Genomic DNA, 13,471 nt, shown 5'->3' with positions numbered 1-13,471 from the left:
TTATGCTAAACACTATGAGGCGTCATGGCATCACTCTGGCACTGTTTGCTGCCGGCGCCACCGGGTTGACGGCGGTGGTTAATGCACTGACTGAAACCACCATTGCTCATCAGGCGGCGCTACAGCAAAAAGCTTTGCTGGATCAGGTCGTCCCGGCAGAAAATTATGACAATGACATGCAAGCTGAATGTTACGTTGTCACAAATTCTGCGTTGGGTAATATGGCCCCTCACCGCCTTTATTTGGCACGCAAAGAGGGCCAACCGGTCGCCGTTGCCATTGAAACTACCGCACCAGATGGCTATTCCGGGGCTATTCAATTATTGGTTGGGGCTGATTTTCGCGGTAACGTACTGGGTAGCCGAGTCGTCGAACATCACGAAACCCCCGGTCTTGGTGATAAAATTGATATCCGCATTTCTGATTGGATAAGTCATTTCAGTGGTCAACACGTAGAAAGTGAACAAGATAAGCGCTGGGCGGTGAAAAAAGACGGTGGTGATTTTGATCAGTTTACCGGTGCGACCATTACGCCAAGAGCCGTGGTCCAGGCGGTAAAAAACACCGCGCTATTTTTAGAAACTCTGCCAGCAAAACTGGATAGTTTGCCCGTCTGTGGAGAAAATCAATGAGTGAAGCAAAAGATCTCTTCGCCCAAGGGCTATGGAAAAATAACTCGGCATTAGTGCAACTGCTGGGCCTCTGCCCCCTGTTGGCCGTCTCCTCAACGGCAACCAACGCACTGGGCTTAGGGTTGGCCACCACGCTGGTATTAGTGTGCACCAACACGGCGGTATCGGCGCTACGCCGTTGGGTGCCGAATGAAATCCGCATTCCTATTTACGTCATGATTATTGCGTCGGTGGTCAGTACCGTCCAAATGCTGATTAACGCCTATGCCTTTGGTTTATATCAGTCGCTTGGGATATTCATCCCATTGATTGTGACCAACTGTATTGTGATTGGCCGGGCGGAAGCCTATGCCGCTAAAAATCCAGTAGGATTATCTGCGCTGGATGGCCTCGCGATGGGGCTGGGAGCCACAAGTGCCTTATTTGTCTTGGGTTCACTACGTGAAATTCTGGGTAACGGCACCCTGTTTGATGGCGCAGATATGCTGCTCGGAAGCTGGGCCAAAGTACTGCGCATTGACGTCTTACATCTGGACAGCCCATTCCTGTTAGCCATGTTACCACCGGGGGCTTTTATCGGCTTAGGTTTACTGTTAGCTGGTAAATATGTCATTGATGAAAAAATGAAAGCGCGCAAAGCCAAAGTATTAGCGGCTACGCCACAGGCTCGGGATATCCTGGTAGAAAAGTCTTATGAATAAAGAAAAACGCGTCGCTATTTTGACTCGCCTGCGGGATAACGACCCGCACCCGACCACCGAGTTGGTCTACAGTACGCCCTTTGAGTTATTGATTTCGGTACTCTTATCGGCGCAAGCAACTGATGTGAGTGTCAATAAAGCCACCGCCAAACTTTACCCGGTGGCTAACACCCCACAGGCCATACTTGATCTAGGTGTTGAAGGGCTAAAGTCATACATCAAAACTATTGGTCTGTTTAATACCAAAGCCGAAAATGTGATTAAAACCTGCCGGATATTACTGGAAAAACATCAAGGCGAAGTGCCAGAGGATCGCGCTGCACTTGAAGCTTTGCCGGGCGTGGGCCGCAAAACAGCCAATGTGGTACTGAATACCGCCTTTGGCTGGCCGACGATTGCGGTTGATACCCATATCTTCCGCGTATGTAACCGCACCGGTTTTGCCCCCGGCAGTAATGTGGATCAGGTTGAAACCAAGTTACTCAAAGTGGTTCCGGCTGAATTTAAACTGGACTGCCACCACTGGCTTATTTTGCATGGCCGCTACACCTGTGTTGCCCGTAAGCCGCGCTGTGGCTCATGCATTATTGAAGATTTGTGCGAGTTTAAAGAGAAAGTCTATCCTGAGCATTAATCACCAAGCCCCGCAAAATAGCTGGGCTGGTGATTTAAATAGACTGCCGGCTACACTGACACTGCGTTACCAGGCTCAGGCTGACCACTCATAAATTTGCCGACCTCCACCTGTTTAGCATCAATATTATGACTACTGGCATAAGCATCTTTAGCCGCCTGGGTAAATGCCCCTGTCTCTTTGTGATTAGGGTGATCTGTCGTCTGTTTACGATAATATTTTACTTTACCCAACGTGCCAGAATCCATTGACTGAACCATATATTTAGGCATAGTTAACCTCGATAACATCAGTGAAAGAGAACATTAGTGAAATAAAATCTCATTTATGAGCATCGCCTTAAATGAGTCATTACCATAATAGAACCGCACTTATTGAGTTATAACTGAACAAACTGTTTGATTAATGACTCTAAATAACTCTGTTGTTTTATTAGTGGTTTAGATAATCCAATTTCATTCAGCGCCGTACCCTGCAATGCCGCTATCTCATTAATAAAAAGGTGCCATGCGTGGCTAAGTTTTTCGACTTCAGCAACAACAACACTTTTCTCTTTATCAATTTTAATTACAGCATTAATACCAGAAACTAATTTATCTGATTTTTCTAACTGATGATTTAGCTCTGTTAAACGGGTGGAAATTGTATCTATTTGGTTATCCAGTTTTTTCCGTGCTTCAGTTAAATCTATGTACTTTAAACCCGCAGAAAACTGCCCCAATACCTTTTTGGTAATCTCTAATGACTGTTTGATTAACTCCAACTCAGGTTTAGCCAGGTCTAACTCACTTAAATTTTCGCCTGTCGGAATAAGATCGTTGAATGCATCAATGAGATTATGCTCGCGGATAATATCCAAAGCCTCTATTATCTTATCCCTCTTCTTCTCTATCTCTTTTATTTCCAGTTCTTTTATACCAATATCTTCTGTCAGTTGTTTTTGGCGTAATTGCTCAGCTTGCAAAACTTTATCGGTTCCCTCAATAATAATTACATTATGAAGATCAGCAGCCGATTTATCTAGTAACTCTGTTTTTTCGATAAAGAGTTTCCTTAGTTGAGCGATGTCATTACCCAAACTTTTAATCAAATCAAGACGCTCTTTACGCATTTCAGATTTACTTTCTTCATCAATATCATTACTTACAAGTGCCTCATCGATTTCCTCCAGGGTAGTGAAATAGGTTTGTGCTAGAATATTCTTCAACTTAACCTGTAGGCTTGATAGTGACTCGCGCACATTAACATCCAATTTTTGCGAATATAAACCAACTCGTAGCGCTTTTTCCTGTAATACTTCAACGCCTTCCGTTTTCAATTGAGCAAGATGTGATATATTTTTAACTCCTTGGTTTAAAGCTTTAATATTAACGTCTGGATAATTTAGGGCACTGTGCGGAAATGTGCTTATTTCAGCCATAGTGATAATCCTCATAATAAATGATTAAACAGGGTAAAATTGATTAGCCATATACTTTTTTGTATTCATTTATTGCTTCATCAAATATATGCACCAGTTGGAGGGCAGAGTCTGCAACACTTTTCCATGGGGTAATCACCTGCTGGAATTTATTAACAAAACTAGTCAGGCGCAATGCATTATTAATCGTACTGAACTGCGTCTGAGATTCATTGATTTGATTGAGAACAGATAACCACATAAAATCCAGATGGTTAAGTGCAGATTCGGCATCAACCATCCGAATGCCAATATCACTAAATAACAGAGAAAGTGTCTCTAACGAGGTTTGCAATGTTCTTTGATGGCTAACTTTTTTTTCTAATTCAGAAACCTCACGGATTAATGCATTTTTTTCTTTTCTGGCTTTTTCGGCTTTAGCACCAAATATCCCACCAGTAATAGCAATGCCTATTATGCCACCGGCTGCCCCGGTAAAAGATAGACCGACAAACTTATCGTAGTCTTTCTTTAATTGCTCAATTCTCTGTTTCTTCTCTTTTATTTTATCGTCTAATTCTTTTATTGACTTTCTCATGTTATTTTTTTCCATCAGGTCATATTTTGCTTTGACCTGTGGTTCCAATCCATTCACTTTATTTCCTGATGATAGTTCACCTCCAGTCAAGGTAATTCTATAATTTGATACCTTTTGTCTAATATTTTCAGTTGTTTTCTGGTGTCTATTGATATCCGCTTTCATGTCATCAAGTATGTCTTTTAATGCCGTGGCTATTTCATGATCAGCAGATTCATAAGTGATATCTTCCAACTGTTTGTCTGTAATATCACCCAGCAAGGTTTTGACTCGCACTGTTATTGGCATTTGATTTATTACATTGATAATTTCATCACCAGTACTGACGATGTTCTTGGCGGCAATATCCAAATCCAGGCTCTGCTGTAATGCACCTTGTTCAACATCACTCCAATTTAATGCATGATTATGAATATCATAAAATAAATTTTTAATATCTATCGGTTCAAGTCCTGGAATATCTATTTTTTTATATCCAAGGTAAGTTTCTACTTCATCCTGCTTGATGGGTAAAGAGAGTCCCTTCCTGACATAAAGTTTGAGGTTAATTAAGTCCTCCTTGGTGAAAATACCACCAGCGCGCGCAACACCCGTTTGTTCCCCGGTAATAAAATCCAGGACAACTTCCGGTAACTCATTAATTTTCACTGTACTTTCAGCACTTGCCAAGACATTATCAATAGCCAGTTGTGTTTGTGTCATTATATTATCCTCACCGAAATAATCATGGGTATAGACGAGTAAAGGCAGGTAAAGATTTGCCTTTATATTTCAACAGTAATGTGAGCATCACTGTTATTATTATTTTATGATGACTATCATGAACATGGTGTTTATAATGAGATATGATAAACCAGCGAATACAGCAACATGGTTTAAGTATAATAGTAGCTACTTTGGGTTATTTATATTTGGCTTTATATTGAACAAGCCATCCATTATTCAATGATAGAGCAGTTAATTAATCTTTCCATCATTTAAACCAGATTATTAGACTGTTATAATATAAATATCAGTCTAATAATCTAGGCAAGAGAGTAATTAAGATAAGAATATCATTAAAGAGATTAATTTATTTTGATTAAACAGGGCTTTAATCAAATAGTCTCATCCTCCTCCCAAGTTGATTAGCAAATTAATAATTTAAGTTAAATCTATATTTTAAACATTCTTAATTTTATCGACTTAGTTAGGGTCCCATACTGAATAAATATCCTCATCTGCTATGCCATAGCACCCGGCTAACCAGCCTGTGATAAGCCCCCTCTATGCCGTGATTGCGGGTTTCGATTAGACGCCGGTGCTGCGCCCCACTAGACTTGTGACAAAATAGACTCAAGTTGTTAATGATTTCATTACCTACTTGAAACAAAAAAACACCTGCGGCGTATCATTATGAAATTTAAATCGACTATAAAACCCTATACCGGCGCGGCTGGCGGCTGGGGTTCTCTTGAAGCCACCACGCGCTTTGTTCTGGACAGCAAGCAAGCATTGAAAAATATTCGTAATTTGCTGCGCGTCAATCAAGTCAAAGGCTTTGACTGCCCCGGCTGCGCGTGGGGAGATGATAATCACAGCACCTTTAGTTTTTGTGAAAATGGGGCTAAAGCCGTCAGTTGGGAAGCCACTCGTAAGGCCGTAGAGCCGGCATTTTTTGCTGAACACGGCCTCACTACCCTGCGCCAACAAAGTGACTATTTTCTTGAATATCAAGGGCGCATAACTCACCCCATGCGCTATAACCCCGAGACTGACCGCTATCAACCAATCAGTTGGGAAAGCGCTCTTGAATTAATTGCTAAGCATATTAATGGGTTGGATAACCCCAATCAGTTGGAACTCTATACCTCAGGCCGCGCCAGTAATGAAGCTTCCTATCTTTATCAGCTATTTGGCCGCATGTTGGGGACGAATAACTTCCCAGATTGCTCCAATATGTGTCATGAAGCCAGTGGCACCGGGCTGAAACAGAGTATTGGGGTCGGTAAAGGCACCATTCGTATGCAGGATTTTGAGCTAGCTGATGCCATTTTTGTCTTCGGGCAGAATCCGGGCACTAATCACCCGAGAATGTTACACAGTTTGCGCCATGCCAAAGACCGCGGTGCACGGATTGTCAGTTTCAATACCTTGCGCGAGCGCGGGCTGGAACGTTTTGCTGACCCACAAAACCCGATTGAAATGTTGACGCCAAAATCCTCGCCGATCAGTTCTGCCTATTTTCAGCCGAATCTCGGCGGTGACATGGCGGCGGTGCGCGGGATGGTGAAAACGCTACTGGAAACCCATCGCCATCAGTTGGCGCAAGGGTTGTCCGGCTTATTCGATGAGGCGTTTATTGTTACGCACACCCAAGGAATCGATGATTATCTGGCGGCGGTTGATCATACTTCATGGGCGCAGATTACCCAGCAATCGGGCCTGACGGAGGCACAAATACGCCATGCGGCAGATATCTATCAGCATGCAGAACGTGTCATTCTGACGTGGGCGATGGGCATCACCCAGCATAAACATTCGGTGATAACCGTCAGGGAATTAGCCAATCTGCAACTGTTGTTTGGTCAGTTAGGCAAACCTGGTGCCGGTTTATGCCCAGTTCGCGGCCACAGTAATGTGCAAGGCAACCGCACCATGGGCATTGATGAGAACCCCTCTGCCGCCATGTTAGCGCGCTTAGGTCAGCATTTTGGTTTCAAACCGCCTCAAGCCGCCGGTCATAATACCGTGGAAGCACTGGAGGCGATGTTGCGCGGTGAAGTCAAAGTGTTGATTGCCCTTGGCGGTAATTTGGCTGCGGCCGCACCGGATACCGAGCGCACCGCGCAAGCATTGCGCCGGTGTGACCTGACGGTGCATATCAGCACCAAACTGAATCGCAGCCACCTGATTACCGGCACTGAAGCCCTGATCCTGCCAACATTGGGCCGCACAGAGCGCGATATGCAAGCCACTGGCTCGCAGTTTATCACCGTCGAAGATTCATTTAGCATGGTGCATGCCTCTGAGGGCGTAGGTAAACCGTTGGCGGAGACTCAACACGCTGAAACCGCCATTGTCTGTGGTATCGCCCATGCGGTTTTTGCTCACCAGCCCGCACAGGGTAAGGCGCTGAATTGGCTGGCATTAGCCGATGATTACACCCTGATTCGTGACCATATTGCTGCCACCACCCCCGGATTTGATGATTTCAATGCCCGCTGTGAGCAACCGGGTGGCTTCTATCTGGGCAGTGCCGCCGCCGAAATGCAGTTTGCCACCCCCAGTGGTAAAGCCGAGTTTTGCGCATCCATGCTGCCGGAGAGTTTGTTCCCGCAGATTGCTGGCGAACCCGCCCCCTTTGTGCTGCAAACCTTGCGCTCGCATGACCAGTACAACACCACCATTTATGGCCTTGATGACCGCTATCGCGGGGTGTACGGTCAACGGGAAGTGCTGTTTATTAACCCGCAAGATTTGGCGGCACTGGCCTTAGAAGATGGCGATTTAGTGGAAATTGAAACCCTGTGGAATGACGGAATCACGCGAAAAGTCAGTGGATTCAAACTGGTTAGCTATGATATTCCACGGGGTAATCTGGCGGCCTATTACCCTGAAACCAACCCGCTAGTGCCGTTGTCCAGCTTTGGTGATGAAACCCACACCCCTACCTCAAAATCTGTGCCGGTGACCGTGCGCCGCTGGCAACAACCGCAAACACGACGTATTGCTTGATTACGTTTTTGCTGGATTAGCATCAATGAGCCGGCCCTGATGTTTATCAGTCGGGGCCGATTTATTATGCATGGCTCATTGAGGGCAATAGATAGCCCCTGTTTCTAACAGGGAATTCGGCCTCAGGGTGATATGCCGCTTGCCCGATGGGACTGATTCGCGTAAAACTGTCAGCCGGATTAATCCCACTCACTACACCATTCACTGGACGATATGTTTCAAGATAACCCGCTGCTGGCGCAGCTAAAACAGCAACTTCACACTCAGACTCCGCGCGTCGAAGGCGTCGTTAAAGGTACTGAGAAAGGCTTTGGCTTTCTTGAGGTAGACGGGCAGAAAAGTTACTTTATTCCGCCGCCGCAGATGAAAAAAGTCATGCATGGCGATCGCATTATTGCGACTCTTCACACCGATAAAGATCGTGAAATTGCTGAGCCGGAAACCCTGGTTGAGCCATTTTTATCTCGCTTTGTTGGCCGTGTACAACGAAAAGACGACCGCCTGTCTATCGTTCCTGACCATCCTCTGCTGCGTGATGCTATTCAGTGTCGTCCGGTGCGTGAACTGACGCACGATTTCCAGACCGGTGATTGGGCCGTGGCTGAAATGCGCCGCCATCCATTAAAAGGTGACCGGGCCTTTAATGCTGATCTGACTGCTTTTATTACTGATGGCGAAGATCATTTTGTGCCTTGGTGGGTCACATTAGCGCGCCATAATCTGGAGCGTGAAGCGCCAGCGATGGTGGAATCGGCTCTGCATGATGCCAATCTGCAACGTGAAGATTTGACTGCGCTTAATTTTGTCACTATCGATAGCGCCAGCACCGAAGATATGGATGACGCCTTGCATGTGAAAGACAACGGAGACGGTTCTCTGTTGTTGACCATTGCCATTGCAGACCCTACGGCTTATGTCGATGAGAACAGTGAGTTGGATTTAATTGCCCGCAAACGCGCATTTACCAACTATCTGCCGGGCTTTAATATCCCGATGCTGCCACGCGATTTATCCGACAATCTCTGCTCACTGCGCCCGAATGAACGCCGCCCGGTGTTGGTGTGCCGTGTCACTATCGCCGCTGATGGTGCGCTGGGGGATGACATTCAATTCTCTGCCGCTTGGGTAGAGTCAAAAGCCAAGCTGGTTTATGACGAAGTTTCTGACTGGTTAGACGGTCAGGGCGACTGGCAGCCACAGGATGCTGATATTGCTGAACAAATCACATTACTGAAACGTGTTTGTGACGCGCGCAGCAGTTGGCGTCAGGCGCATGCGCTGGTGTTTAAAGACCGGCCAGACTATCGCTTCCTGTTGGGCGAAAAAGGCGAAGTGCTGGATATCATTGTTGAGCACCGCCGCATTGCTAATCGTATTGTTGAAGAGTGCATGATTGCCGCCAACGTCTGTGCCGCTATTGCGCTACGTGATAATCTTGGCTTTGGCATTTATAACGTGCATACCGGATTTGATCCTGCTTTGGTTGAACAAGCCGCCAATGTGTTGCAAGCCAATGGGGTAGAAGCCGATCCACAAGCGCTGCTGACCCTACCGGGTTTCTGTGAGTTGCGCCGTCATCTTGATGCCTTGCCGACCCAGTTCCTCGACAGTCGCATCCGCCGTTTCCAGACATTTGCTGAAATCAGTACGGTTCCCGGCCCACACTTCGGTTTGGGGCTGGAAGCTTACGCCACCTGGACCTCGCCAATTCGTAAATACGGCGATATGGTCAACCATCGTCTGCTGAAAGCCATTATTACCGGTCAGCAAGCAGAGAAACCACAAGATGAAATCACGGTGCAATTGGCTGAACGCCGTCGGTTGAATCGCATGGCTGAACGCGACGTCGGTGATTGGCTGTATGCCCGCTACCTGCAACCTATGGCCGGCACGGATACCCGCTTCCCTGCGGAAATCATTGATATCACTCGCGGTGGTCTGCGCGTGCGCTTACTGGATAATGGCGCAGTGGCCTTTATTCCGGCGCCATTTATTCATGCGGTACGTGATGAAATGGTGTGCAGCCAGGAAACCGGCACCATACAGATCAAAGGTGAAACGGTTTACAGCCAAAACGATAAAATTGAAGTGCGCATTGCAGAAGTGCGGATGGAAACGCGCAACGTGGTGGCCCGCCCAGTGGTTTGATGTTTATAATCAATATATTATTAATTATACCCTAAATAATTCGAGTAGCAGGAAGGCGGCAACGTAATGAACCCAAAGAGTTGAGAAACTCAATGAATTGGGTAAGTGATGGCAGCCAACGCACATACAGCTTGAAGTATGACGGATAAAGCCGTGGTGATGCACAACATCCCACGGCTTTTTTATGTTCGTCATCCCCGCCCCCTATTACCTTGGCTTCATGATCAGCACAGTTGGGTAGCTGTCACAATATGTAAGAAAATGATACTAATGGTGAGCAAAAAACAATTAGCTCATCACAGTTCTCACTTTCGCTACTTTTCTTTCACATTAAACCTCCTATGTTAGCTAACAGTTTGCATCTTTTGTCACAAACAGGTGCTGATAACTGTTCCCCATAAACATAACAAGGAGTTGTTAACCATGAAAAACGTCAAGACTGTCGTCATATGGCTGACCGTGGCGTTAATTGGTGCATTTGCTTTTGCCATGCTAGCACTGAGCCGAGGCGAGCATGTCAACGCCATCTGGCTGGTGATTGCATCAGTAGCGTGTTACAGCATCGCCTATCGTTTTTACAGCTTGTTTATCGCCAAGAATATCTTTGAACTGGATGACCGCCGTTTAACCCCTGCGGAGCGGCGTAATGATGGTCTGGATTATGTTCCGACCAATAAATGGGTGCTTTTCGGTCACCACTTTGCCGCTATTGCGGGTGCTGGGCCCTTAGTCGGGCCCATTTTAGCCGCCCAAATGGGCTTTTTACCCGGCACTATCTGGATTCTGGTGGGGGTAATGATGGCCGGTGCGGTGCAGGATTTCCTGATCCTGTTTATCTCCACCCGCCGCGATGGCCGCTCATTGGGGGAAATGGCAAAACAAGAATTAGGGGCTTTTGCCGGTATTATCACCATGTTAGGTGCCTTAGGGGTGATGATCATCATCTTGTCCGCCCTGGCTTTAGTGGTGGTAAAAGCATTGGCAGACAGCCCGTGGGGCCTGTTTACCATTGCAGCCACCATCCCAATTGCGCTGTTTATGGGCGTGTATATGCGTTTTCTGCGCCCAGGTAAAATCGCCGAAGTGTCGCTAATCGGTTTCGTGTTAATGATGGCGGCAATTATTTACGGCGGGAATATTGCGGTTCATCCTTATTGGGGGCCATTCTTCACCTTACACGGCACTACCCTGACTTGGGTGCTGGTTATTTATGGTTTTATTGCCTCCGTGCTGCCGGTATGGCTGTTGTTGGCACCACGAGATTATCTATCAACTTTCCTGAAAATCGGTGTCATTATCGGTTTGGCGGTGGGTATTGTGTTCGCCATGCCCGAAATGAAAATGCCTGCCGTCTCGCGTTTTATTGATGGCAGCGGCCCAGTCTTCTCCGGCAGTCTGTTCCCATTCCTGTTTATCACCATCGCCTGTGGCGCGATTTCGGGCTTCCATGCGCTGGTGGCCAGTGGCACCACGCCGAAACTGATTGAACGCGAAAGCCACATTCGCTTTATCGGGTACGGCGCGATGCTGATGGAATCATTCGTCGCAATTATGGCGCTGATTTGTGCATCGGTTATCGATCCGGGCGTTTATTTTGCGATGAACTCCCCAGCGGCGCTGATTGGCAGCACAGTAGAAAGTGCGGCGTTGGCGATCAACAGTTGGGGGTTTGTCGTCACGCCTGAAACTCTGACCATGATTGCCAAAGATGTCGGCGAGAACTCAATACTCTCTCGTGCGGGCGGTGCCCCTACTTTTGCCGTCGGGATGGCGCATATCATCAGTGAAGTTTTCAATAGCCGCAATATGATGGCATTCTGGTATCACTTCGCCATTCTGTTTGAGGCGATGTTTATTCTGACCGCCGTTGATGCCGGTACCCGTGCTTGCCGCTTTATGGTGCAGGATTTGGTGGGGGTGGTGGTGCCGAGTCTGGCAAATAACCGCTCCTGGTTGGGTAACTTATCCGGAACCACGGTGGCCGTGGCCTGTTGGGGCTTCTTTGTCTATCAAGGGGTGGTCGACCCGCTGGGCGGCATCAATACCTTATGGCCATTGTTTGGTATCGGTAACCAGATGCTGGCGTCAATGGCGCTGATTTTAGGGACTGTGGTCCTGTTTAAAATGAAGAAGCAGCGCTATGCTTGGGTGACCATCCTGCCAACAATTTGGCTGTTTATTACCTCAATGACCGCAGGCTGGCAGAAGATTTTCCATGAAAAACCGAGCATTGGTTTCCTGGCTCAGGCGAAAAAATTCTCGGCAGGTGTCGAGCAAGGGGTACTCATTGCCCCAGCCAAGAGCATTAAGGACATGGAAACTATTGTGTTTAACAATCAGATCAACGCCGCCTTGTGCGCCTTCTTTATGCTGGTGGCAGTGACCATGTTGATTTCATCTTTCTTCGTGATTCGGCGCGCGCTGAAATCCAGCAAGCCCACCACGCACGAAACTGAAGTTGTATTCCGTGAGGAGACTGTTCGTGGCTAATGTAGGTATCCCACTGCGCAGGCAGCACACGAATCTGTTGCACAAACGGCCATTCCCCGCCGGGTCGCGTCAGATTACGCGCTGCATACCGCTGGTTCCAATAGCAACTCGCCCGACCACGTGGTGGGCTTGGGTACGTCTGATCGCGCGCCGGGTGGCACAAAGTTTTCGCTTGATGGTCGGAGTGCAGGATTATGGCAATTATGTCAATCATATGCGCCGTCATCATCCTGAGACACCGCCAATGACCGAGCGTGATTTCCACCGTTATTGTCTGGAGGCCCGTTTCCCTAGCGAAGCGGGCAAATTGGGGAAATGCCCTTGTTAGAATAAAACCGTTTTATTCTGCTCGGATAAGTGACAATGTAACGCCCGCTTGATGTCTCAGCGGGCGTTCTTTTATGGTTTCGTGCGTGAATGAAATACTAGCCCAAGATTGCGGAGCCAAATGCGCCCTGCCAATCATGTTCAAACTGTTCAACGGCGGCTTTAACCGCCGGTGTACTGATAAATTGTTCTGCAACATCCACAGGAATAGTGACCGACTGGCAGCCCGCCAGTAAGCAATCTAGCACTTGCCGAGGAGTCCGGAAGCTGGCGGCCAACACTTTAGCGCCCGGTGCATGCAAGGTGAGCAACTGCTGTAACTCACGTACCATCGCGATACCATCACCGCCCTGCGCATCCAACCGATTGACATAAGGAGCCACATATTCAGCCCCAGCTAAAGCAGATAATAGGCCTTGTCCGGCACCGTACACCGCCGTACCCAATGTCGGGATTGACATCGCTTTCAACTTTTTGATTGCTGCCAACCCTTCTGCCGTAGCGGGTACTTTGATAACCAAACCAGGAACCCGTTGCGACAGTAAAACAGCCTCCGACACCATTAACTCGCTGTCACTGGCTAACACTTGTGCAAAAAGTTTACCGGTTCCACCCAAAGCATCGCGCAGCGCTGGTAGCACTTCCCAGATAGGTTTACCTGCTTTGGCCAAAATACTGGGATTGGTGGTGACGCCCTGCAAAGGCAGGATACGCGCCAGACGTTTAACTGCGGCCACATCTGCTGTGTCGAGATAAAGCTCCATAACAACCTCCGATTGGAATGATTAAAGCAGCCAGACTGGTTAGCCAAACCACCAGTAAAGC

The 13,471-nt window shown here is 47.4% G+C and carries 11 protein-coding genes; 7 read left to right on the top strand and 4 right to left on the bottom strand.

Annotated elements, in window-relative coordinates; all coding sequences use genetic code 11:
- Positions 1-2: 2 nt before the first annotated feature.
- From rsxG to nth, 3 genes are read left to right on the top strand one after another with little or no spacing between them, the layout of a single operon-like run.
- Positions 3-632, top strand: coding sequence for an electron transport complex subunit RsxG (gene rsxG / locus DX162_RS16270; RefSeq protein ID WP_032819934.1), 630 nt, complete (start codon positions 3-5; stop codon positions 630-632).
- Complete coding sequence (locus DX162_RS16265) at positions 629-1,333, top strand: electron transport complex subunit E (protein WP_032819935.1); 705 nt, start codon at positions 629-631, stop codon at positions 1,331-1,333. The genes rsxG and DX162_RS16265 overlap by 4 nt, the downstream gene beginning before the upstream one ends.
- Positions 1,326-1,967 carry an endonuclease III gene (gene nth / locus DX162_RS16260; protein ID WP_032819936.1) on the top strand — a complete coding sequence of 214 codons (642 nt, stop codon included), beginning with the start codon at positions 1,326-1,328 and terminating at the stop codon, positions 1,965-1,967. Before DX162_RS16265 ends, nth begins: the two co-directional genes overlap by 8 nt.
- Before the next feature lie 50 nt (positions 1,968-2,017).
- On the opposite strand, the gene DX162_RS16255 is transcribed toward nth, so the two are convergent.
- The 3 genes from DX162_RS16255 to DX162_RS16245 form a co-directional block, all read right to left on the bottom strand.
- A complete protein-coding gene (locus tag DX162_RS16255; RefSeq protein ID WP_032819937.1) occupies positions 2,018-2,239 on the bottom strand; it encodes a hypothetical protein in 222 nt (73 codons plus the stop codon).
- 107 nt (positions 2,240-2,346) lie between these two features.
- The gene (locus DX162_RS16250) at positions 2,347-3,387 is read right to left on the bottom strand and encodes an alpha-xenorhabdolysin family binary toxin subunit B (RefSeq protein ID WP_004390823.1); all 1,041 of its coding nucleotides are present in this window, start codon (positions 3,385-3,387) and stop codon (positions 2,347-2,349) included.
- Between the two features lie 43 nt (positions 3,388-3,430).
- Entirely contained in the window at positions 3,431-4,666 is a 1,236-nt protein-coding gene (locus tag DX162_RS16245; RefSeq protein ID WP_004390824.1) for an alpha-xenorhabdolysin family binary toxin subunit A, read from the bottom strand.
- Between the two features lie 693 nt (positions 4,667-5,359).
- On the opposite strand from DX162_RS16245, the gene DX162_RS16240 reads away from it, so the two are divergent.
- From DX162_RS16240 to DX162_RS16225, 4 genes are all read left to right on the top strand, one after another.
- Complete coding sequence (locus DX162_RS16240; protein ID WP_004390825.1) at positions 5,360-7,681, top strand: FdhF/YdeP family oxidoreductase; 2,322 nt, start codon at positions 5,360-5,362, stop codon at positions 7,679-7,681.
- A gap of 213 nt (positions 7,682-7,894) precedes the next feature.
- Positions 7,895-9,829, top strand: a complete 1,935-nt coding sequence (locus DX162_RS16235) for an exoribonuclease II (RefSeq protein WP_004390826.1) — start codon at positions 7,895-7,897, stop codon at positions 9,827-9,829.
- 423 nt (positions 9,830-10,252) lie between these two features.
- Positions 10,253-12,319, top strand: coding sequence for a carbon starvation CstA family protein (locus DX162_RS16230; RefSeq protein ID WP_004390827.1), 2,067 nt, complete (start codon positions 10,253-10,255; stop codon positions 12,317-12,319).
- Positions 12,312-12,647: a YbdD/YjiX family protein gene (locus DX162_RS16225; RefSeq protein ID WP_080548294.1), complete on the top strand. Its 336-nt coding sequence runs from the start codon at positions 12,312-12,314 to the stop codon at positions 12,645-12,647. Before DX162_RS16230 ends, DX162_RS16225 begins: the two co-directional genes overlap by 8 nt.
- Positions 12,648-12,744: 97 nt before the next feature.
- Here DX162_RS16225 and fsa read toward each other — a convergent pair whose 3' ends face one another.
- Positions 12,745-13,410, bottom strand: a complete 666-nt coding sequence (gene fsa / locus DX162_RS16220) for a fructose-6-phosphate aldolase (protein ID WP_004390830.1) — start codon at positions 13,408-13,410, stop codon at positions 12,745-12,747.
- Positions 13,411-13,471: the final 61 nt, after the last annotated feature.

It is taken from the genome of Yersinia kristensenii (assembly GCF_900460525.1).
In the GTDB taxonomy this organism is placed as follows: domain Bacteria; phylum Pseudomonadota; class Gammaproteobacteria; order Enterobacterales; family Enterobacteriaceae; genus Yersinia; species Yersinia kristensenii.
Note: the sequence above shows the minus strand (reverse complement) of the source record. Positions and strands in the feature narration are given on the sequence as shown.